Origin of the sequence: Paractinoplanes ferrugineus (assembly GCF_016862195.1) — a bacterium.
Taxonomy (GTDB): Bacteria; Actinomycetota; Actinomycetes; order Mycobacteriales; family Micromonosporaceae; genus Actinoplanes; species Actinoplanes ferrugineus.
Genome location: NZ_BOMM01000008.1, coordinates 20386 through 41965 on the forward strand (window position 1 = coordinate 20386; position 21580 = coordinate 41965).

General features: G+C 70.4%; 17 protein-coding genes. 15 read left to right on the plus strand and 2 right to left on the minus strand.

The window, feature by feature from the left end; all coding sequences use genetic code 11:
• Positions 1 to 39: 39 nt before the first annotated feature.
• The 6 genes from Afe05nite_RS05250 to Afe05nite_RS05275 all read left to right on the plus strand — a co-directional run bounded on the left by Afe05nite_RS05250 (position 40) and on the right by Afe05nite_RS05275 (position 6507).
• On the plus strand, positions 40 to 1257 hold the full coding sequence (locus tag Afe05nite_RS05250; protein WP_203815822.1) for a winged helix-turn-helix domain-containing protein: 1218 nt from the start codon (positions 40 to 42) through the stop codon (positions 1255 to 1257).
• A gap of 5 nt (positions 1258 to 1262) precedes the next feature.
• Positions 1263 to 1790: a DUF2752 domain-containing protein gene (locus Afe05nite_RS05255; RefSeq protein ID WP_203815823.1), complete on the plus strand. Its 528-nt coding sequence runs from the start codon at positions 1263 to 1265 to the stop codon at positions 1788 to 1790.
• A 26-nt stretch (positions 1791 to 1816) separates the two neighbouring features.
• Positions 1817 to 2710, plus strand: coding sequence for a 4-hydroxy-tetrahydrodipicolinate synthase (gene dapA / locus Afe05nite_RS05260; RefSeq protein WP_203815824.1), 894 nt, complete (start codon positions 1817 to 1819; stop codon positions 2708 to 2710).
• Positions 2711 to 2724: 14 nt separating this feature from the next.
• Complete coding sequence (locus Afe05nite_RS05265; RefSeq protein ID WP_203815825.1) at positions 2725 to 4413, plus strand: ribonuclease J; 1689 nt, start codon at positions 2725 to 2727, stop codon at positions 4411 to 4413.
• 95 nt (positions 4414 to 4508) lie between these two features.
• Positions 4509 to 6032: a S1 family peptidase gene (locus Afe05nite_RS05270; protein WP_203815826.1), complete on the plus strand. Its 1524-nt coding sequence runs from the start codon at positions 4509 to 4511 to the stop codon at positions 6030 to 6032.
• A gap of 61 nt (positions 6033 to 6093) precedes the next feature.
• Positions 6094 to 6507 (plus strand): DUF2784 domain-containing protein, encoded by a 414-nt coding sequence (locus tag Afe05nite_RS05275; RefSeq protein ID WP_239117597.1) that lies wholly within the window; start codon positions 6094 to 6096, stop codon positions 6505 to 6507.
• Here Afe05nite_RS05275 and Afe05nite_RS05280 read toward each other — a convergent pair.
• Entirely contained in the window at positions 6404 to 6826 is a 423-nt protein-coding gene (locus tag Afe05nite_RS05280) for a YbjN domain-containing protein (protein WP_307835626.1), read from the minus strand. The genes Afe05nite_RS05275 and Afe05nite_RS05280 overlap by 104 nt on opposite strands.
• 86 nt (positions 6827 to 6912) lie before the next feature.
• On the opposite strand from Afe05nite_RS05280, the gene Afe05nite_RS05285 reads away from it, so the two are divergent.
• A complete protein-coding gene (locus tag Afe05nite_RS05285; RefSeq protein WP_203815828.1) occupies positions 6913 to 9429 on the plus strand; it encodes an FtsK/SpoIIIE family DNA translocase in 2517 nt (838 codons plus the stop codon).
• Here the strand turns inward: Afe05nite_RS05285 and Afe05nite_RS05290 are convergent, their stop codons facing one another.
• Complete coding sequence (locus Afe05nite_RS05290) at positions 9430 to 11322, minus strand: VCBS repeat-containing protein (RefSeq protein WP_203815829.1); 1893 nt, start codon at positions 11320 to 11322, stop codon at positions 9430 to 9432. It lies immediately after the preceding gene.
• Between the two features lie 285 nt (positions 11323 to 11607).
• Between Afe05nite_RS05290 and Afe05nite_RS05295 the strand changes: the two genes are divergently transcribed.
• From Afe05nite_RS05295 to Afe05nite_RS05330, 8 genes are all read left to right on the plus strand, one after another.
• A complete protein-coding gene (locus Afe05nite_RS05295; RefSeq protein WP_203815830.1) occupies positions 11608 to 12681 on the plus strand; it encodes an ALF repeat-containing protein in 1074 nt (357 codons plus the stop codon).
• An 11-nt stretch (positions 12682 to 12692) separates the two neighbouring features.
• Positions 12693 to 17012: a polymorphic toxin-type HINT domain-containing protein gene (locus Afe05nite_RS05300; protein ID WP_203815831.1), complete on the plus strand. Its 4320-nt coding sequence runs from the start codon at positions 12693 to 12695 to the stop codon at positions 17010 to 17012.
• A complete protein-coding gene (locus Afe05nite_RS05305) occupies positions 17012 to 17320 on the plus strand; it encodes a hypothetical protein (RefSeq protein WP_203815832.1) in 309 nt (102 codons plus the stop codon). Before Afe05nite_RS05300 ends, Afe05nite_RS05305 begins: the two co-directional genes overlap by 1 nt.
• A gap of 73 nt (positions 17321 to 17393) precedes the next feature.
• Positions 17394 to 18878, plus strand: a complete 1485-nt coding sequence (rimO, locus tag Afe05nite_RS05310) for a 30S ribosomal protein S12 methylthiotransferase RimO (RefSeq protein WP_203815833.1) — start codon at positions 17394 to 17396, stop codon at positions 18876 to 18878.
• Positions 18871 to 19443 (plus strand): CDP-diacylglycerol--glycerol-3-phosphate 3-phosphatidyltransferase, encoded by a 573-nt coding sequence (gene pgsA / locus Afe05nite_RS05315; RefSeq protein WP_203815834.1) that lies wholly within the window; start codon positions 18871 to 18873, stop codon positions 19441 to 19443. Before rimO ends, pgsA begins: the two co-directional genes overlap by 8 nt.
• A gap of 9 nt (positions 19444 to 19452) precedes the next feature.
• On the plus strand, positions 19453 to 19944 hold the full coding sequence (locus Afe05nite_RS05320; protein ID WP_203815835.1) for a CinA family protein: 492 nt from the start codon (positions 19453 to 19455) through the stop codon (positions 19942 to 19944).
• A gap of 156 nt (positions 19945 to 20100) precedes the next feature.
• Positions 20101 to 20472: a helix-turn-helix domain-containing protein gene (locus Afe05nite_RS05325; RefSeq protein ID WP_203815836.1), complete on the plus strand. Its 372-nt coding sequence runs from the start codon at positions 20101 to 20103 to the stop codon at positions 20470 to 20472.
• Between the two features lie 246 nt (positions 20473 to 20718).
• Entirely contained in the window at positions 20719 to 21573 is an 855-nt protein-coding gene (locus Afe05nite_RS05330) for a PspA/IM30 family protein (protein ID WP_203815837.1), read from the plus strand.
• Positions 21574 to 21580 lie beyond the last annotated feature (7 nt).

Sequence of the window (21580 nt, forward strand, 5' to 3'; positions counted from 1 at the left end):
CCCGAGAATTGTCGTACCTCTGCTCTAACGTGCTCCTCGATGGCACCCGAACAGCTTTCCGTCGCTCAGGCCCGGCGCATCGCGCTGGCGGCTCAGGGCTTCACCGACCCGCCACCGGGCGGCGCGACCGACATGCGCCACCTTCGTCGCGTGCTGCGGCGGCTCCATCTGATCCAGATGGACTCGGTGAATGTGCTGCAGCGCGCCCATTTCATGCCGCTCTACAGCCGGCTCGGTCCCTATCCGGTCGACCTGCTCGAGCGGGCGGCCTATCGCAAGCCCCGGGAGCTGTTCGAGTTCTGGGGGCATGAGGCGTCGCTGATCACGACCGATCTGCAGCCGCTGTTCCGATGGCGGATGGCCCAGGCCGCCGATTTCGCCTGGGGCAGCATGACGCGCATCGTGCGCGAGCAGCCCGACCTGGTCGCCGACGTGCTCGACGCGGTGCGGCAGCGGGGGCCGATCACGGCCGCCGAGCTCGAGCAGGACACCCCTCGCAACAAGGACAACTGGGGGTGGAACTGGTCGGTGGTCAAGCAGGCCATGGAGTGGCTGTTCTTCTCCGGGCAGGTGACCGCGGCCGAGCGCACCACGTCGTTCGCCCGGCGCTACGACCTGCCCGAGCGGGTGCTGCCGGCGGCGGTGCTCAACGCGCCGACCCCGGCCTATACCGACGCGATCCGGGCGCTGGTCGAGTTGTCCGCCCGGGCGCTGGGGGTGGCCGCCGAGCGGGAGTTGCGTGACTATTTCCGGCTGCCGGTCGAGGGCTTCAAGCAGGCGGTGGCCGAGCTGGTGGAGGACAAGGTGCTCAGCCCGGTGTCGGTGCGCGGCTGGAAACCACCGGCCTATCTGCATGCCGAGGCGAAGCTTCCCCGGTGGGTGCGGGCGGCCACCCTGGTCAGCCCGTTCGACCCGCTGATCTGGGAGCGGGAGCGCACCGAGCGGCTGTTCGACCTCAACTACCGCATCGAGATCTACGTGCCGGCGGCGCAGCGGCTCTACGGCTACTACGTTCTGCCGTTCCTGCTGGGTGATCGATTCGCCGCCCGGGTCGACCTCAAGGCCGATCGCAAGGCCGGCGTGCTGCGCATCCCGGCGGCGTGGCTCGAGCCGGGCGCCGACCCCGCCGAGACCGCCGGGGCGCTCGCCGCCGAGCTGCACCGGCTGGCCGGCTGGCTGGGGCTGACGGCGGTGGAGAGCCCGGAGCGGGGCGACTTCGCTGGCCCGCTGGCGGCTGCCCTCGCGGGTGTAGCGTGACCGGCATGAACGCGGCACTCGGAGGCCCGGACCTGCCGGCGGTGCAGGGCCCGGCTCTGCCCCCGGGGTGGTATCCGCCACCCCGCCCCGACCCGGTCACCCGTTTCGTCCAGCGGGTCTGGACCAGGTCGCCGATCTGGGCCGCGCCGGTGGCCATGCTGGTGTGCATGGGCGGTGCGGTGGGCTACACGCTGGCCACCCATCCGGCCGACGCCGGGGCCGGTGACGCCCCCACCTGCCTGCTGAAATACACCACCGGGTTCGTCTGCCCGGGGTGCGGCGGCACCCGAGCGGCGTGGTACCTGCTGCACGGCGACATCCCGGCCGCCGCCCGGCACCACCTGCTCTTCACGTTCGCGGTGCCGTTCCTGCTCTACATGTACGTCGCGTGGGCCGGCAAGCGGCTGTTCAACTGGAAACTGCCGCAGCTCACCATCAGCCCGGGCGTGATGATCGCGTTCGTGGCGGTGTGGGGCGTCTGGAGCGTCCTGCGTAACCTGCCCTGGGCCCCGTTCACCGCTTTCTACGTCTGAGCGGTGCGTCCGATAGGTTGTGGGGTATGACGCACGACCCGCGACCCTTCGGACGGCTGTTGACCGCCATGGTCACCCCGTTCGCCCAGGACGGCTCCCTCGACGCCGAAGGCGCGGCGAAACTGGCCACCTATCTGGTCGATGAGCAGCGCAACGACGCGCTCGTGATCAGTGGCACCACCGGTGAGTCGCCAACGACCACCGACGCGGAGAAAGACACCCTGCTCCGCGCGGTCGTCGAGGCGGTCGGCGACCGGGCCCGGGTGGTGGCCGGGGTGGGCACCAACAACACCGCCCACACGGTGGAGCTCGCGCACGCCGCGGAGAAGGCGGGCGCACACGGGCTCCTGGTGGTGACGCCTTACTACAACAAGCCCCCGCAGGCCGGCGTGGCCAGGCATTTCCTGACCGTGGCCGACTCGGTGGGCTTGCCGATCATGGTCTACGACATCCCGCACCGGGCCGGCACGGCGGTCGCCACCGAGACCATGTGCCGGATCGCCGACCACGACCGGATCGTGGCGGTCAAGGACGCCAAGGGTGACCTGATCGCCTCTTCGTGGGTGACCAGCCGCACCGACCTGGCCTATTACTCCGGCGACGACGCGGCCACCCTGCCGCTGCTCTCGGTCGGCGGAGTCGGGCTGGTCGGCACCTCGACCCACTTCACCGGGCCGATCGCCAAGGAGATGATCGGGGCATACGAGCGGGGCGACGTCGTCGCCGCGCTGGAACTGCACCGGCAGGCATTGCCGCTGTTCACCGGCATCTTCCGGGCGCCCGGCACCATGCTGGTCAAGGCGGGTCTGCGGGCGAAGGGACTGCCCGCCGGTCCGGTCCGGTCACCGCTGGTGGAGGCGGGCGACGACGAACTGAACCAGTTGCGCGAGGACGCGGCCGCAGCCGGCATCGTCCTCTGAAAAGAAAGACGCGAATGAGTCAAGCTCACGTGGAGCTGGATCAGCCACCACCGCTGCCGGACGGCGCCCTGCGCGTCATCCCGCTCGGTGGGCTGGGCGCCATCGGCCGCAACATGACCGTGCTGGAATTCGACGGAAAGTTGCTGATCATCGACTGCGGGGTGCTTTTCCCCGACGTCGAGCAGCCGGGTGTCGATCTGATCCTGCCCGACTTCAATCCGATCCTCGATCGCCTCGACGACATCCAGGCGATCGTGCTCACCCACGGCCACGAGGACCACATCGGGGCCGTGCCCTACCTTCTCGCCCACAAGGCGGACATCCCGCTGGTGGGCAGCGAGTTCACGCTCGCGCTGGTCGAGGCCAAGCTGGCCGAGCGGCGCCTGGACCCCTACACGTTGACCGTGCGGGAGGGCGGCGTCGAGCGGCTCGGCCCGTTCGAGTGCGAGTTCTTCGCGGTCAACCACTCGATCCCGGACGCGCTGGCGGTGGCCGTGCGCACCCCGGCCGGTCTGGTGCTGCACACCGGCGACTTCAAGATGGACCAGGTGCCGCTGGACGGCCGCATCACCGACCTGGCCGGGTTCGCCCGGCTCGGGGCCGAGGGTGTCGACCTGCTGCTCTCCGACTCGACGAACGCCGAGGTGCCCGGGTTCGTGGCCCCGGAGCGCGACATCGGCCCGGTGCTCAGCCGGATCTTCGGCAAGGCCCGCGGCCGGATCATCGTGGCCAGCTTCGCCTCCCACGTGCACCGCGTGCAGCAGGTCTTCGACGCTGCCTGGGAGTACGACCGCAAGGTCGCCCTGATCGGCCGCTCGATGGTCCGCAACATGGGCATCGCCCGCGACCTCGGCCTGCTGAACGTGCCCGACGGCCTGCTGGTCAGCCTGGACGAGGCCACCAACATGCCGGCCGACGAGATCGTCTTCATGTCGACCGGATCGCAGGGCGAGCCGATGAGCGCGCTCGGCCGGATGGCCACCGGCGACCACCGGCACATCACCATCGAGACCGGTGACACGGTCGTGCTTGCCAGCTCGCTGGTGCCGGGCAACGAGACCTCGGTCTACCGGGTGATCAACCGGCTCTCCCGGGCCGGAGCCACCGTGATCCACAAGGAGACGGCAAAGGTGCATGTCTCCGGCCATGCCCCGGCCGGCGAGCTGCTGTTCCTGCTCAACGTGGTACGCCCGAGCAACCTCATGCCGGTGCACGGCGAGTGGCGGCACCTGCGTGCGCACGCCCAGCTCGGCATCGAGTCGGGGGTGGCCGCCGACCGGGTGGTGCTCTGCGAGGACGGTGATGTCGTCGACCTGGTCGAGGGGCATGCCCGACACGTGGGCCGGGTGTCGAACAGGTACGTCTACGTCGACGGCCTCGCGGTCGGCGACGTCAGCGAGTCGTTGCTCACCGAGCGGCGCATTCTCGGCGACGGCGGCTTCATCTCGGCCACCGTGGTGATCGACTCGGTCACCGGCAAGGTGGTCGGCGAGCCGAGCATCTCGGCCAAGGGCTTCAGCGAGGACCCGGAAGCGTTCAGTCCGGTGATCCCGCTGCTCACCGCCGCGTTGCACCGGTCGGCCGAGGACGGCATCACCGACCCCCACCAGCTTCAGCAGGTGGTGCGCCGGACGGTCGGCCGCTGGGTGAACGACGCGTACCGGCGCCGGCCGATGATCGTGCCGACTGTCGTAGAAGTCTGATTCACAGCAATCTTTTTCAACCATCCACATCCGAGGTCCGTATCTCAGGTCACGGTGCCGCCCCCACGGCACCCGTGGCGAGGGGAGTACCTCAGATGCAGCGCAGCAGGATCGCCGTGGCGGCGGCGGTCGTGGCGGCGGCCGGAGCGGCAGTGGCTTTCACCCTGCCCTCCATGGCCGGCACCGCACCGTCTGCCGGCAAGGCCGCGTCCGCGAAGTCCGACGTGGCCCCGCAGATCCTTGCGGCCATGGCCCGGGACCTCGGCGTGGACAGCGACCAGGCGGCAGCCCGCCTCAAACGATCGGCCTGGGCGAGTGGGGTTTCGGCCAAACTCCGGGCCCAGACCGGCGCCGATTTCGGCGGGGCGTGGCTGGCGACCGACGGCACCACGCTGAAGATCGCGGTCACCGACTCCGGTTCGGTGGCGGCGGTGAAGCAGGCCGGTGCGGTCCCGGTGCTGGTCAAGCGCAGCGAGCAGGCGCTGGTTTCGGCCAAGGAGAAGCTCGACGCGGCCGACGCGGGCAAGCGCATCACCGGTTGGTACGTGGACGTGGCGACGAACAAGGTCGTCGTGGTGGCCACTCCGGGTGCGGCGGACGCGGCCAGGCAATGGGCGACCAACGCCGGCGTCAAGAGCGACGCCGTCACCGTGAAGACCAGCTCGGCCAGGCCGAAGACGCTTGCCGACATCCGGGGCGCCGACGCGTACTTCATCGCGGTCGACGGCGGCACCGCGCGGTGCTCGGTCGGTTTCTCGGTGGAGGGCGGTTTCGTGACCGCCGGCCACTGCGGCGCGGTCGGTGACAAGACGTTCGCCAACGCCCAGGGCACGGCCCAGGGCACGGTGGCGGCGTCGGTCTTCCCGGGCAACGCCGACATGGGCTTCGTCAAGGTCGGCGCGGGCTTCACGCCGCGCGCCGTGGTCAACGACTTCGAGGGCAACGAACTGCCGGTGGCCGGCAGCACCGAGGCCCCGGTCGGCGCGGCGATCTGCCGCTCCGGTTCGACGACCGGCACCCGCTGCGGCTCGATCCTCGCCAAGAACCAGACGGTGGTCTACCCGGAGGGCCAGGTCACCGGCCTCACCCGGACCAACGTCTGCGCCGAGGGCGGCGACTCGGGCGGCCCGTGGCTCTCCGGCGACCAGGCCCAGGGCGTCACCTCCGGCGGTTCCGGCGACTGCACGGTCGGCGGCGAGACGTTCTTCCAGCCGGTCAACGAGATCCTGGCGACCGACAACCTGACCCTGGTCACCCAGGAGGGCAGCGGTGCGGGCGGCGGCGAGGCCACCGACTCGGCCGAGTCGGCCGGTGACTGCACCGACCAGCAGGTCGCCCGGACCGGCGACATCCAGGCCGGTGCCGCGCAGGCCCAGCCGAACGGCGGGGCCTTCCGGGCCAACGCCGGCCGGCAGACCGCCTGCCTCGACGCCCCGGCCGGGGCCGACTTCGACCTGGCCCTGCAGCGCCTCACCGACCGCGGCTTCCGCACGGTCGCCGAGGCCACCGGCAACGGCGACAAGACCCTGAGCGCGAACGTGCGCTCCGGCACCTACCGGTACGTGGTGGTGGCGTCGGCCGGCGCCGGTGCGTACACCCTGGGGTTCAGCGCCCCCTGACGGCCACGACGGCTGCCACCCCTCCTGCCGGGGGTGACAGCCGTCGTACCGTGAACGGGTGATGTTCTGGGAAGCCGTCGTCGGTGTCGCCGTGGCCGCGCATTTCGCGTTTCTGGCCCTGGGCATTCTCGGCGGCTTCGCCGCGTGGCGCCGGCCGTGGCTGCTGTGGCTGCAGATCGCGGCGGCCGGCTGGCTCGTGCTGGTGGTGGCGGCGAGCCTGCCCTGCCCGCTCACCTGGGTCGAGGACCGGGGCCGAGCGCACGCCGGCTGGCCCGCGCACACCGGCGGCTTCCTCGACAACCACGTGGCCGGCGTCTTCTATCCGGTCGGGCACGAGCGGGCGGCGCAGGCCGTGGCCGCGCTGGTGGTGCTCAGCTCATGGGTGGGTGCTGCCGTAGCAGCGCGACGGCGTCGGAGAGCTGACAGCCCGTCGCGATCCCGCAGATCATCACCTGATCGAGCTGTTCGTCGCTGACGCCGTGCTCCCAGTCGGCCAGCACCTCGCCGATGACGTTGACCACACCGTCGTCCTGGATGTGGACGTAGGCCTTGGGCCAGAGCCGGTCGTGGTTCCAGGAGTTGCAGAACTCGTAGAGCCTGGTCACCTCCTCCATCCCGAAGACGTGCTGCACCATGGCGCGCACCTGGAGCATCTCGCCGTGGTCGCCGATCTGGAAGAAATAGATGAGGTTGCCCTGGAAGTTGCCGACCACATCGCCGTCGGCATCGACCATGTAGGTGTAACCGTGCTTGTCCAGCACCGACTTGATCATTTCGTGGGTCAAAGCCTGCACGCGCCCTAGCCTAGGCCGCCGTCGCCGGGAAAGAGGGCCTGCGCGCCTTCACGTTCGCTGTGCGTATCGACGCTACGGTGTAACGCATGGCGGGCCGAACTCCTCCGGCGAGCCGGGGCCGCAGCACACCGCGCGGCTCCGCGAGCACGCGTGCCCGCCAACCGGCCCGGCAGCCGGCTCGGCAACCGGCCCGCAAGAAAGCCCCCGCCCGCCGCCCGTCGGCCAGTCGCGCCCGCCCGTCGATGGGCTCGGCCGTCGCCACCGGGGTCGGCCGCGGCGTCGGCGCCCTCTGGATGGGCGTGGCGCACAGCGTCGGCTGGGTCGCCCGCGGCGTCGGCAAACAGGCGGCCACCGCCAAGGAGATCGACCCCGAGCACCGCCGCGACGGTGCCGGGCTGCTCATGCTCGGCCTCGCCATCCTGATCGCGGTCGCGGTCTGGGGCGGCAGCGCGGGTCCCGTCGGCAAATGGCTCGCCGACGCGGTGCGCCTGTTCTTCGGTGGACTCGCGGTCTTCCTGCCGCTGCTGCTGCTCTACGGCGCGGTGCGGCTGATGCGCCAGCCGGGCGACCCCGAACACCGTGGCCGCAGCCTGGTCGGCTGGGGCGCGCTCATCGTGGCCACCGCGGCGCTGTTGCACATCGGTCAGCAGCCGGCCGACGACCTTGCCCTGGACCGGGCCGGTGGCCTGCTCGGCTATGCGGTCGGCGGGGTGCTCCAGAGCGCGGTTACCGCCTGGGTGGCCGTACCCCTGCTGGTCCTGCTCTTCGTCTTCGGTGTTCTGGTGATCACGGCGACGCCGATCAACCGGATCCCGGAACGGCTGATGCTGCTTGTCGACGTGCTGGCCGGGCGGCCGACCGAGAGCGCGCCGCTGCCCGAGCTGGACGCCGACGACCTCGAGCTGGAGGCCGAGGACGAGGAACCGAAGCCCCGCCGCTCGACGCGCCGCCGGCCGGGCTCGCTCGCCGACATCGGCCTGGCCCCCGAGGAGCCCGCCGAGGACGACGACATCCTGCACGATGTCGTGCCGCTGCCGAAGGTGCCGGCCAGCCGCAAGAAGCCGCCCGCCCCGCCCGAGCACACGCCGGCCCCACCCACCCGGGCCGAGCAGCTGGAGATCTCCGCGGTGGCCGGCGACTACCGGCTGCCGCCGCCGTCGCTGCTCGCCGAGGGCACCCCGGCGAAGGCCCGCAGCCGCGCCAACGACGAGATCATGGCCGCCCTCACCGGGGTGTTCGAGCAGTTCAACGTCGATGCCGTGGTCACCGGCTTCACCCGCGGCCCGACCGTGACGCGCTACGAGGTCGAGGTCGGACCGGGCGTCAAGGTCGAGCGCATCACCCAGCTTTCCCGCAACATCGCGTACGCGGTGAAGTCGCCCGACGTGCGCATCCTCAGCCCGATTCCGGGCAAGAGCGCGGTCGGCGTGGAGATCCCCAACACCGACCCGGAGAACGTCTCGCTCGGCGACGTGCTTCGCTCGCGGGCCGCCACCAGTGACCACCACCCGATGGTGGTCGCGCTCGGCAAGGACATCGAGGGCGGCTTCGTCGTGGCCAACCTGGCCAAGATGCCGCACATCCTGATCGCGGGCGCCACCGGCGCCGGCAAGAGCTCCTGCCTCAACTCGATCCTGGTGTCGTTGCTGACCAGGGCGACACCCGATGAGGTACGCCTTCTGCTGGTCGACCCGAAGCGGGTGGAGATGACCGCGTACGAGGGGATCCCGCACCTCGTCACGCCGATCGTCACCAACCCGAAGAAGGCCGCCGACGCGCTCGAGTGGGTCGTCAGCGAGATGGACATGCGCTACGACGACCTCGCCGCCAACGGGGTCCGGCACGTCGACGACTTCAACCGCAAGGTGCGCAGCGGCGAGATCACGGCGCCGCCGGGCAGCGAGCGGGAGATGAAGCCGTACCCTTATCTGCTGGTCATCGTCGATGAGCTCGCCGACCTGATGATGGTGGCGCCGCGTGACGTGGAAGACTCCGTCGTCCGCATCACCCAGCTCGCCCGCGCCGCCGGCATCCACCTGGTGCTGGCCACCCAGCGTCCGTCGGTCGACGTGGTCACCGGTCTGATCAAGGCCAATGTGCCGTCCCGCCTGGCGTTCGCGACGTCGTCGCTGGCCGACTCGCGGGTCATCCTCGATCAGCCCGGCGCCGAGAAACTGCTGGGCCGCGGTGACGGTCTCTTCCTGCCGATGGGTGCCTCCAAGCCGACGCGCATCCAGGGTGCCTGGGTCGACGAGACGGAGATCGCGGCGGTCGTCGAGTTCTGCAAGGAACAGCGCGAACCGGAGTTCCGTCCGGGTGTCACCGACGCGCCGCCGAGCAAGAAGAAGCAGATCGACGAGGAGATCGGCGACGACCTCGATCTGCTGGTGCAGGCGATCGAACTGGTGGTGACGAGCCAGTTCGGGTCGACGTCGATGCTGCAGCGCAAACTGCGTGTCGGGTTCGCGAAGGCCGGCCGGCTGATGGACCTCATGGAAAACCGTGGGGTCGTCGGGCCGACCGAGGGCAGTAAGGCCCGTGAGGTGCTGATCAAGCCGGACGAGCTGGAAGCCACGCTGGCCGACCTTCGCGTCGATCCCTGATCAGCTGAGCGGGCCCACGTTCATCTGGGTGTACCAGCCGGCACTCAGCACGCCGTCCTTGACGTAGACCGTGCCGTCGCCACGCAGGACGCCGATCCGGTTCGCGTCCAGGGCCAGCTTGACCACATTGGTCTGTTCGTTGGCCCAGGCCGCGTTGAGCGCGCCGTCCTTGACCCAGGCGACGCCGTCATTGGCCAGCACCCCGATCCGGTCGCCCGCGAGCACCAGCTGCTTGCCGCCGGCGCGCTCGTTGACCCAGCTCGCGCTGAGCGTGCCTTCCTTGACCCAGGCGATGCCGTCGGTGGCCAGCGCGCCGATCCGGTTGCCGGACAGTGCGAGCTGGGTGACGCCGCTCTTCTCGTTCGCCCAGGCGGTGTTGAGCGCGCCCTCCTTGACATAGGCGACGCCGCCGGTGGTCAGGACGCCGACCCGGGTGGTGGTCAGGGCGATCTGCTTGATGCCGGTGTGCTGCGTCGACCAGGCGGCGTTGAGCGCGCCCTCCTTGACCAGGGCGTTGCCCGAAGTGGTCAGGACGCCGATCCGGTCGCCGGCCAGGGCCAGCTGCTTGACGCCGGTGTACTCCTTGGCCCAGGGGGCGCTGAGGCTGCCGTCCTTGACGTACGCGGTGCCGTCGGCGGTCAGCACGCCGATCCGGTCACCGGCCAGGACGAGCTGCTTGACGCCCGGGTATTCCTTGGCCCAGCCGCCGGTCGCGGAGACGGAGCCGTCCTTGACGTACGCGGTGCCGTCGGTGTGCAGGACGCCGATCCGGGTGCCGGACAGGGCCGGTCCCGCCCATGACTTCTTGTCCTTGGCGCGGGCCTCGTCCTGGCCCTTGAGCAGGAACGTCTGCAGTGACAACAGGGTGCCGGTGGTGAGCGCCTGATCGGCCGCGGCGACCAGGTCGGGCAGCCAGGAGTCGAGCACGGCCGCGTCGCGGATCGCGGTGACCTGCGCCTTGTAGCCGGCCAGCTCCTTGGCCGCGGCGGCGGCCTCGTCCTTGCCGTTGGCGGTCGCGCCGCCGGTGAAGATGAAGTCGGACAGCGCCGTCTCGAGGTCGGTGGCGTTCACCGCGGCCTGGGCGGCCAGCTTCACCTCGGTGCCCTTGGCGTTGTTGAGCACGTGCAGGACGTACTGCCGGTTGGGGGCGTTCACCAGTTCCTCGGTCACCGGCAGCAGCAGGAGCTGCAGCAGCGACCGCTTGGCCGCGGCGAGCTGCTCGGCCTTGAGCTCGGCGGCCTCCTCGGCGGTGGCGTCCTCGAGCTTCTTCTTGACGTCGAGGTCCTCGGCGGCCGCGGCGCCGGTGGTCAGGAACGCCGTCCACTCGGTCCGGGTGCCCTTGATCGCCTGCTCGGCGGCGGCCTTGACGAAGCTGCCGGCCTCGGCGCGCTCCCACACCTCGATGATGAAGTTGAGGTCGGTCAGCTCGATCAGGGCGGTCTCGGCCGGGTCGAGCCCGACGATCACGGCGACCGAGCGGCGCAGCGCCTTGGCCCGCTCGGCGGCGATCTCGGCCTGCGCGTCGTCGGCGGCGGCGGCGAAGACCCCGGCGGTGATGAACTGGTAGGCGGCCTGCGGGTCGGAGTCGTCGTACGCGCGCAACGCGGCGCCCTGGACGAAGGTGTCCGGCTTGGCCTGGCGCCACAGCGACAGCACGAACGCCTGGTCGTCGAGCACCAGCATGTCGATGCCCGGGTTGAGGCCGAGCGCGGCGGCGGCCTTGACCTTGTCCTCGTCGGTGGCGAGGTTCGTCGGGTCGGCCACGATGGACGCGGCGGCCGTGGTGGCCGGTTCGGCGGCGGCGGCCGGTGCGGCCAGGGCCGTCGACCAGACAGCGGTGGCGGTGACACCGGCAATCAACAGATGCGCGGCGGCCCGCATGTTTTTCGACACAGTTTCTCCCCGTGAGAATTGCTTCTGTCGAAGCGACGGCAGTCAATGAGGGTTATTCAGGGCCGACCTCACGTGGCACGGTGCCGCACGTCAGCGGCTCGGTCTCCACCGCCCTGAACAATCCTCAATGTAGAGCACGTTTCGCCGTCGTGCTGCACCCCGTCGAGCGGGGCACCATGGCCGCCGACTTCCTGGTATGAATGTGCGACCACCATTCACGGTCATCGAATCAGCTGCTCTAAATGTGCGCCGTGCCAGGCACGTCGCCGTCTCTCGGGGGAGAGTATGTCTCGGCTTTCTGCTGCCCTTCTGGTCATTCCCGCGGTCGCGTTGACCCTGTCCGCCGGCACCGCCGCGGTGGCCGCGCCCGCATCGACCGGTGTGTCGTTCGTCGTCACCGCCGCCACCGATCCGGCCGAGGATCGGTACCGGACGCTGGTGCGCCGGCTCGCCGACAAGGACCCGCGCTGGGAGGTGCGGACAGCCGCGTGGAACGCCCTGACCAGTGACGTGCCGAACGCGGTGACGCTGTTCCTGAGCACCGGCGGCGGTTACGAGCTGGCCCGCGCGCGGGCCAGCACCAACGCGTCCCGCAACGACCTGATCATCTCCCGGGCGATCCTGACGTCCACCCCGGCCACCTCGCCGTACGTGAACATGACCGCCAAGCGTGCGCAGTACGGAACGCTCGACGAGAAGGACCGTTACGTGCGCACCGGCCTGGCCGAGGCGCAGGCGCTCGACGCCAAGCACTCGCCCGTCGCGCACGCCGCCGAGCAGGACGCCCTGGATCGGCAGTACGTCACCGACCTGTCCGAGCACGCGTCCGGCGCGTGGGTGAAGGCGGCCGCCGTCCGGGCCCTCCAGCGCGGCACCAATGACGACATCGCCGAGTTCTTCAAGTACTCCTGGTCGAGCGCGGCCGCGTGCGACGTGCAGGCGTTCCGGATCAACCTGACCGAGCAGGAGGCGACCTACCGGCACCGCCTCGACCAGTTGGTGGTCTCGGCGCAGGCCGCCCAGCAGGCCTACGAGCAGGCGTCGGAGGCGGCCAAGGCGAAAGCGGCCGAGGAGGCCAAGCTGGCCTGGAACACCGCCGCCGGGGTGGCCGCGGCGACCCAGGAGACCTGGACGGCCAACCAGAACCTCGCCGCGTCGCAGGCCCAGGCGTGGGCCGCCGTGCACGACTTCGCGGTCGGTGCGACCACCCGGCAGGACTGGCCGACCATCGCCGGCCAGGCCGCGGGCACCCAGACCTCGTGGAACGACGAGCTGGCCTGGGCGCAGGAACAGGCGCGGGTGTGGACCGGGCTGGAGCAGTCGGCGCGGGACAGCGCCACCGCGATCCCGACGGTCTGAGGACGACTTTCGTGCTTACAAAAGTCTTCGCCATAGTTCTTGCTGCCCTTTTAGCGTCGTTTGTCGCGCCGGCTGAGGCCAAGGCCGCGCCGACGAAGGCCCCGGCGGCGACCGCCGGGGTCACCGAGATCGCCCCCTTCACCGGCATCGACGAGGACGAGCTCGACCGGATGCTCGTGCAGGATCTCGCCGACTACGACGAGGACGCCGAGGTGCGCGCCGCCGCTCAGGCCGTGCTCGCCGGCAACGACCCGGTGAAGATCCGGGACTTCCTCGACAACGGCCTGCCGATCTACCGCAAGGCCGCCGACACCCGCAAGAAGGTCGTCGCGGCCGAGAACAAGGCCCTGGTGCAGGAGTGGGCCGGGAGCGGCGGACCGATCGTGCGCGAGCGCGCGGCCGCGGCCCTGGCCAGCAAGAACGACAACAAGATCGCCGACTTCGTCACGATCGGGCATGCCGCCGCCGAGGCGGCCGACGCGCAGCAGGTGATCACCGCGGCCGAGCAGGCCAAGACGATCAAGGCGCGGGTCGAGCAGATCGCCACCCAGGGCGGCTACGAGGTGCACGCGGGCGCGGTGCAGGCCCTGGAGAGCGAGGACCCGGCGGTCATCGCCGAGTTCTACAACACCGGCTACAAGGAGGCCGGCGCCCGGGACACGGCCGCCCAGCAGGCGATCGAACAGGCCCTCGCGGTCCGCGCGAAGGCTGTCTCGGACCTCGCCGACCTGGCGCAGAAGGCCACCACGGCGGCCGACGCGCAGAAGCAGATCATCACCTCGAGCGTCTCGGCGACCTCCGAGCTGACCGTCACGGCCAACTCGATGGGCCTGGTCAACCGATACGCCAAGCAGGCCGACGCGGTCTACGCGGCGGACCTGCCGATCCGCCGGTCGGGCGGCCAGACGCACACCGCCGACCTGACCCGGCTGCGCTCCGACGCGTGCGCCGAGTCGGCCACCACCGCCCGCCGTGCCGCCCAGGTGACCGCCCACGCCGGGGTCGCCGACACCGCCGCGCGGACGCTGGTCTCGACCGGACTGTCCAACGGGGTCGACTGGGCCGAGGTCATGCAGGCCCAGTCCGGGGCTGCCACCGCCGCCATGCAGGCCGCCGAGACCGCGTGCCACGCGGCCGAGGCCACCGAGGCGGCGGCCAAGACGCTGGATGCCGACCGCAACGCCACCGTCGAGGCGAACAACGCGGTGAAGTACCGCCAGGCCGCCGAGAAGGAGCAGGCCGCCGCCGAGCGGCTGGCGGTGCAGGCGGAGAAGCTGGCCGTCGCCGCGCAGGCCGCCGAGGCCGACGCGCACAAGCAGCGGCTGCGCGCCGAGCAGAAGGCGGACGAGGCCAAGGACCACGCGCAGGACGCCGAGGACCACTACTACAACGCCCGCAACTACCGCGACGAGGCGCGCTCGGCCGCCGCGGTAGCCGTCGAGCAGCAGCTTCGGGCCCGCGACGCCGCCCTCCGGGCGATCGCCCAGCAGGACGTCGCCAAGGCTAAGTACGAAGCCTCGCAACCGCTCTACGCGGACGCGGTCGCGGCCAACGACCGGTTCGCCAAGAAGGCCGCGGTCGCCCAGGACATCCTGAAGCGCGCCCAGGTCTCCTATCGCAACGCCAAGTCCAAGGAACTCGAGGCGCAGGCGGCCGAGGCGCGCAAGCTGGCGGTGGAGGTCAACTGCAAGCACCCCGACGCACCCGCCCCGGCCGGCTGCCCCGGTCCGGAGGAGGAGGCCCAGATCCGGCGGGACGCGGAGCGGCTCGGTTCCGAGGCCACCGCCGCCCGGTCGGCGGCCGACTCGGCGCAGGGTTACGCCGATGACGCCGCGGCCGCGGTGGAGGCGGCCGGCGAGGCATCGCGACGGGCGGCCGCTGCCGCCGCGGCGGCCGGAGCCGAGGCGCGGGCCGCCGCCGACGAGGCACGGGCGGCGCACCAGGCCGCGGTGGCCGCCGCCGACGCGGCGAACATCGCCATCGCGGACGCGAAGAAGGCCAACGAGCTGGCTCTCGCGGCGGTCAACACGGCCCGCAAGGCGATGAACCACGCGGTCGCCGCGAAGGCGGACGCCGAGCTGACCAGCCGCTCCGCCGACGAGTCGGTCCGACAGTCGGGCATCGCCACGTTCCAGGCGGCGGTCGCGGGACGCGCGGCGCTGAACGCGCGGGTCTCGGCGATCGCGATCGCCGAGCCGGCGGCCACCGCCATCGACGTCTCCTCGGTCTACGCGGACACCGACAACGACGCCGCGATGGCGTTCTTCATCGCGACCGACGCGCTGTCCATCGGTGCCGAGCAGAGCGCCGCCGCCGAGCGGCACGCCGCCGACGCGGCCGCCGCCGCGGTGCACGCCGAGGAGCAGGCCACCAAGGCCGAGGCGCAGGTCAAGCCGGCCTTCGTGGCCGCGCAGAAGGCGGCTGCCGCGGCCGAGCGCGCGGTCAAGGCCAGCAAGGCCGCGATCGCCGCCGCCGACGGGGCGCGCAAGGAAGCCCAGGCCGCCGCGGCGGCCGCCCAGGAAGCCGCGCAGTGGGACCAGAAGGCGGCCTACTACGCGGCCGCCGCGGACCAGATGGCGTCGCAGGCCAACTACGACGCCGGCACCGCGCGGCAGGCCTACAACTCGGCGAAGGCCTACTCCACGCAGGCGCAGAACGCCGCGACCAACGCCGGCAAGTACGCGGACACGACCGAGTTGATGGGCACCAGCGCCATCAACATGGCCAACGCCATCCACAACGTCGCCAAGGAGATCGGCCGGCTGCCGAAGAACCTGCAGGAGGCGATGTGGGAGGCCTACAACGCCGAGCAGCAGGCGCGCGAGACGGAGTGGCAGCGCTGGCTCAAGACGCAGAGCGACAAGGCGCTCAGCAAGCTGCCGTGGGGCGGTGACATCGCCAAGGGCGCGATGGAGACGTTCCTCGACAACGTCAACAGCATGTGGCTGATCGGCAACTGCGCGATCGGCCCGAACGCGGCGGCCGGCGACGCCTATTCGGTTCCGGACGTCAGCATCTTCCCCAACTCGGACAAGACCTGCGACGCCCTGATCACCGGGGTCAAGCAGATGTTCGCCCACCCGGAGAACATCATCCCCGACCTCGTGCACTGGGACGAGTGGGGCAAGAACTGGCAGAAGGCCCTCGGCATGACTCTGGTCGACGTGGGGTCGCTGGCCATCCCCGGCATCGGGGCGGCCGGCAAGGCGATGAAGGCCGGCAAGTTCAGCAACCTCGGCAAGCTGCTCCGCGACGACGTCACCGCCGCGACCCTGCTGTTCGGGCGGGAGACGATCGAGACCGCGGTCAAGAAGCTCGGCACGATAAACGTGGCCAAGCTGCTCGATCTGAAGGTCGACACGAAGCTCAAGTTCGACTTCACGCCGGACGAGATCGACAAGTTCCTCAAGGCCGTCGACATCCACGGCCTGGACGAGGTCGAGAACGCGCTGCGCGGCATCGGCGAGATGCCGGCGCTGCCGAAGCTCAAGGAGCTGGTCTCCGGCTGCGGTGGCGGCAACAGCTTCACGGCCGAGACCCCGGTGCTGCTCGCCGACGGCACCACCCGGCCGATCGCCGAGATCCAGATCGGCGACCTGGTGCGCGCCACCGACCCGCTCACCGGGGAGAGCTCGGACCAGCCGGTCACCTCGGTGTACCGCAATCAGGACACCGACCTCGCGGACGTGGTGCTGACCGACGGCGCCACCATCCACACCACGGCGCACCACCTGTTCTGGGAGGAGACCAGCCGCCTCTGGACCGATGCCGCCGACCTGCGGCCCGGCCACCTGCTGCGCACCGGCAGCGGCTCCCTCGCCGAGGTCGCCGACGTGCGTACCTTCCCGGGCGACCAGGCGATGTACGACCTGACGGTCGAGGCGGTGCACACGTACTACGTGTTCGCCGGCGCCGAGGCGATCCTGGTCCACAACAAAGCCGGCGGTCTGTTCTGCGACATCACCGAGCTCAAGGGTGACGAGCCGGGCACGGCGCTGCGACTCATGGCCCAGCGCGACTGGAACGGCGGGCAACTGCGGGGCTTCGTCGAGACCAACGGTCCGGACTTCATCGACGAGAAGGGCCGTGTCTACGATGCGGTCGGCGGGCCGAACGGCTGGACGAACGCGAAATACAACGAAGCTGACATGCTCAAGTCGATCATGAAGCACATCTACTTGAAGAGCGGCTTCGACTTCACCGTCCTGGACCTGACCGGCGCGACGAGCAAACAGATCGACGCGGTGTTCGAGGCTCTCGACAAGTGGGCGGCGGATCCGAAGATGAAGCCGCTCAACAAGTTGATCATTCTTGGTGAGGACTACGACTGATGTCAGCGATCGTGACCGATGACCGCGACGAGGACTGGTACACCAACGGCCGGGGCTGGTCGATCATCACCGAGCGGGTGATGAAGGACCTCGACCCGGCCCAGGTGGAGACGTTCGAGACGTACGCGAGCACGATCGGCCTCAACTTCGGGCGGATCGAGCAGCCGACGCGCGGTGAGGTGGCGCGCTGGGTCCTGCGGGCGGTCGAGACGCTTGCCGGTCCGGAGGCCGCCGAGCACGGGTGGGACACCGACAACAGCCGGAATCACCTCGGTGAACTGGTGGTCATGCTCCGCGCGATGGCCTGACGGACAACGCCTACGCCGGCCGAAAGGCCGGCGTAGGCATCAACAGGTAGTACAGAAGGACTCGACCCCACGGATGACCGGTAACCTTGGCCGAGTGTCGGTAACCCCTTCCCCCCGCAAAGTCGCTCTGCTCACCCTCGGCTGCGCCCGTAACGAGGTCGACTCCGAGGAACTGGCCGCGCGCCTCGACGCGGGCGGCTGGCAGGTGAGCACCGATGCCTCCGGTGCCGACGTGGTTCTGGTGAACACCTGTGGCTTCGTGGAGAAGGCGAAACAGGACTCGATCGAGACCCTGCTGGCCGCTGCCGACACCGGGGCCAAGGTGGTCGCGGCCGGTTGCATGGCCGAGCGCTACGGCAAGGAGCTGGCCGACAGCCTGCCCGAGGCGCAGGCGGTGCTCGGCTTCGACGACTACGCCGACATCGCGGCCCGGCTCGACGGTGTCCTGGCCGGCGAGCGGTTCGACGCGCACACCCCGCGCGACCGCCGTGAGCTGCTCCCGATCACCCCCGTGCAGCGCCAGGGCGTGAAGATCGGCATCCCCGGACACGGCTCGCCGGAACGGGCGACGGTCGACGAGCACACCCCGGCCCACCTGCGCCCGGTGCTGCGTCACCGACTCGAGTCCGGTCCGGTCGCCTCGCTCAAGCTGGCCAGCGGCTGCGACCGGCGCTGCTCGTTCTGCGCGATCCCGGCATTCCGCGGCGCGTTCGTCTCGCGTGACCCGCAGGAGCTGCTGGCCGAGGCCGAGTGGCTGGCCCGGACCGGGGTTCGCGAACTGGTGCTGGTGAGCGAGAACAGCACGTCCTACGGCAAGGACCTGGGCGACCCGCGGGCGCTCGAGAAGCTGCTGCCGCAGCTGGCCGCGGTCGACGGCATCGTCCGGGTGCGGGCCAGTTACCTCCAGCCCGCCGAGACCCGGCCCGGCCTGGTCGAGGTGATCGCCACCACGCCCGGCGTCGCCGCCTACTACGACCTGTCCTTCCAGCATTCGAGCGAGCCGGTGCTGCGCCGGATGCGCCGTTTCGGCTCGACCGACCGCTTCCTGGAGCTGCTCGACTCGGCTCGGGCGCTCGCGCCGACGGCCGGCGCCCGCAGCAACTTCATCGTCGGCTTCCCCGGCGAGACCCGGCAGGACATCGACGAGCTGATCCGCTTCCTCAGCGCGGCCCGGCTCGACGCGATCGGCGTCTTCGACTACAGCGACGAGGACGGCACCGAGGCGGCCGGGCTGCCCGGCAAGGTGCGGGAAGACGTGATCAAGCGACGGTACGACAAGGTCGTCTCCCTGGCCGACGAGCTGTGCACGCAGCGCGCCGAGGAGCGGCTCGGGTCGTACGTCGAGGTGCTCGTCGATTCGGTGGCCGGCGGTGAGGTCGAGGGCCGCGCCGAGCACCAAGCCCCGGAGGTGGACGGCTCGACCTCGCTCGTCGGGGAGTCCGCCGGCCTGCGTCCGGGCGACCTGGTGCGGGCCCGGGTCACCGGCACCGAGGGGGTCGATCTGATCGCGGAACCGGTCGAGATGATCGACGCGGCCCCGGTGTCACAGCGTGGCTGACGAGCCCGCTCCGGTGGTGGTGTCGCCGTACAACGCGGCGAACATCCTCACCGTCCTGCGGATCTTCCTCGTCCCGGTCTTCGTGGTGATCGTGGCCGCCTCGTCGATGTCCGGCACCGGCCCGCGCATCGCCGCCTGCCTGGTCTTCTGTCTCGCCTCGGCGACCGACTTCGTCGACGGCTGGATCGCCCGGCGCTGGTCGATGGTCACGTCGTTCGGCAAGATCGCCGACCCGATCGCGGACAAGGCGCTCACCGGGAGCGCGCTCGTCATCTTCTCCGTCTACGACCGGCTGCCGTGGTGGGTCACCATCGCGATCCTGGTTCGTGAGTGGGGTGTGACGCTGCTGCGCCTGTGGGTCATCCGGTACGGAATCATCCCCGCGAGCCGCGGCGGGAAACTCAAGACGGTGCTCCAGATCGCCGCCATCGCCTGGTATCTGTGGCCGGTCCCGAAGCCGTTCGACGTCGTCGGGCCGTGGTTGATGGGCGCCGCCCTGATCGTCACCGTGGTGACCGGAGCCGACTATGTAGTACAAGCAGTGCGCCTGCGCCGTCGTCACTAGGATCGGGTTGTGGACACCAGCGTCGCCGCCGCCGCCGCGGTCGCCCGCCTGGTCGAACGGCACGAGACGGTGGCCACTGCCGAGTCGCTCACCGGCGGGCTGGTGGCCGCGACCCTTGTCGAGATCCCTGGGGTGAGCGCGGTCTTCCGGGGCGGATTCGTGGTCTACGCCACCGAATTGAAGGCAAGACTGGCCGGTGTGCCGGCCGATCTCCTGGCCGAGCGGGGCCCGGTCGACCCGGATGTCGCCCTGGCGCTGGCGGCCGGGGCACGCACACGCTGCGTGGCCGACTGGGGTCTCGCCACGACCGGGGTGGCCGGACCGGAGCCGCAGGACGGCAAGCCGGTCGGCCTCGTCTATGTGGCCGTGGCCGGCCCGGCCGGCGCGGAGGTACGGGAACTGAAACTCGAAGGTAATCGCGCGGTCATCCGAACCAAAAGTGTGACGGCTGTTCTGAGTCTGCTCTCAGAGAAACTGCAAGAGGTGTCGTCGGCGGCCTGAGCTGGGGAATGTCCCAGTGATCTCGGCTGTTGCACCGATACCCCGCCGCCGGGCGTCCCGGAATTCGGCGGGGCGGGATGTCGGCGTCGCCGGCAACGGGTACGGTTGCGGGAAGCCTCCGGCGTGTGCCGGCGGCCCGCCGCAGGAGGAGGTGCCATGGTCCTGCTACGCCGGGTTATCGGCGACGCACTTCGGGCGCGCCGGCAGGGACAGCACCGCACGCTGCGCGAGGTGTCCACCGCCGCGAATGTCAGCCTGGGGTACCTGTCCGAGATCGAGCGCGGCCAGAAGGAAGCGTCCAGCGAACTTCTCGCCGCGATCTGTGAGGCGCTCGGCGCCCGTCTGTCCGAGCTCCTGGGTGAGGTCAGCGACACGCTCTCGCTCGCCGAGGAGATGGAGGGCGTGTTGGTGCCGATGGAAGAGAAGAAGCGCGACGGAGACGTGTCGGTCTCGGTCCGCCAGGATTCGCCACTGAAGGCCACACTGCGCGCGACGCGAAAGCCTCGCGAAGTGGTGTATGCCGCATAAGGGCCGCAGAGAATTCAGGGCCGGATCGCCTTCGGGGCGGTCCGGCCCTTTCTCAAAGCCTTTCGGGGCGTCAAAGGCCTTCCGGGATCGACCCTGAGGCGCCGCGCGGCGTAGCCTCGTGGCGTGGGGGAGACCCTGAGATCCCCCCGAGGTCACGTGACGCCGGTGGCGCCGAGCTGACACGATGGATGCACGCGCCATCCAGGTGGCGCCGAAGACTGAGCGACATTGAGGGGATACCGCGAGATGGCGAACCCGTTCGTCAAGGGCTGGCGTTACATGATGGCGCTCTTCGGCGCGAAGATCGATGAATACGCCGATCCGAAGGTGCAGATCCAGCAGGCCATCGAGGACGCCCAGCGCCAGCATCAGGCGCTCGTCCAACAGGCCGCTGCGGTCATCGGAAACCAGCGGCAGCTGGAGATGAAGCTGTCCCGGCAGATGTCCGAGGTCGAGAAGCTGCAGGGCATGGCCCGTCAGGCCCTCGTCCTGGCCGACAAGGCCCGGGCCGACGGCAACGAGTCCGAGGCCCAGAAATACGAGTCGACCGCCCAGACGCTGGCCACCCAGCTGGTCTCCGGCGAGCAGTCGATGGAGGATCTCAAGACCCTCCACGACCAGGCTCTCGGCGCGGCCGGTCAGGCCCGCAAGGCGGTGGAGAACAACGCGATGGTGCTCCAGCAGCGCATCGCCGAGCGTTCCCGCCTGCTGAGCCAGCTCGAGCAGGCCAAGATGCAGGAGACGGTGGCCAAGTCGCTCGAGTCGATGTCGTCCCTCGCCGCGCCGGGCAACACGCCCTCGCTCGACGAGGTCCGCGACAAGATCGAGCAGCGCTACGCCAGCGCGATGGGCCGTGCCGAGTTGGCTTCCAACTCGGTCGAGGGCCGCATGCTCGAGGTGCAGAAGTCGAGCCTCGACCTGGCCGGTTCGTCCCGGCTCGACCAGATCCGGGCCAGCATGGCGGGCGAGAAACTGGGCGCCTCACCGGCTCAGCCGGCCGTCGAGCAGGCACCGTCCGCCGATCCGGCGAGCGTGGCCCGGCTCGACGAGATCCGCGCCAGCATGAACCAGAAGCGCGGCGACACCTCCGCGGCGGGCTGATCTTCTT

Bases quoted from the DNA above. Each gene is read 5' to 3' on its own strand.
- Afe05nite_RS05265 (WP_203815825.1), top strand. From the start codon at position 2,725: ATGAGTCAAGCTCACGTGGAGCTGGATCAGCCACCACCGCTGCCGGAC.
- Afe05nite_RS05255 (WP_203815823.1), top strand. From the start codon at position 1,263: ATGAACGCGGCACTCGGAGGCCCGGACCTGCCGGCGGTGCAGGGCCCG.
- Afe05nite_RS05270 (WP_203815826.1), top strand. From the start codon at position 4,509: ATGCAGCGCAGCAGGATCGCCGTGGCGGCGGCGGTCGTGGCGGCGGCC.
- Afe05nite_RS05275 (WP_239117597.1), top strand. From the start codon at position 6,094: ATGTTCTGGGAAGCCGTCGTCGGTGTCGCCGTGGCCGCGCATTTCGCG.
- Afe05nite_RS05325 (WP_203815836.1), top strand. From the start codon at position 20,101: ATGGTCCTGCTACGCCGGGTTATCGGCGACGCACTTCGGGCGCGCCGG.
- Afe05nite_RS05285 (WP_203815828.1), top strand. From the start codon at position 6,913: ATGGCGGGCCGAACTCCTCCGGCGAGCCGGGGCCGCAGCACACCGCGC.
- Afe05nite_RS05305 (WP_203815832.1), top strand. From the start codon at position 17,012: ATGTCAGCGATCGTGACCGATGACCGCGACGAGGACTGGTACACCAAC.
- dapA (WP_203815824.1), top strand. From the start codon at position 1,817: ATGACGCACGACCCGCGACCCTTCGGACGGCTGTTGACCGCCATGGTC.
- rimO (WP_203815833.1), top strand. From the start codon at position 17,394: ATGACCGGTAACCTTGGCCGAGTGTCGGTAACCCCTTCCCCCCGCAAA.
- Afe05nite_RS05295 (WP_203815830.1), top strand. From the start codon at position 11,608: ATGTCTCGGCTTTCTGCTGCCCTTCTGGTCATTCCCGCGGTCGCGTTG.
- Afe05nite_RS05330 (WP_203815837.1), top strand. From the start codon at position 20,719: ATGGCGAACCCGTTCGTCAAGGGCTGGCGTTACATGATGGCGCTCTTC.
- Afe05nite_RS05250 (WP_203815822.1), top strand. From the start codon at position 40: ATGGCACCCGAACAGCTTTCCGTCGCTCAGGCCCGGCGCATCGCGCTG.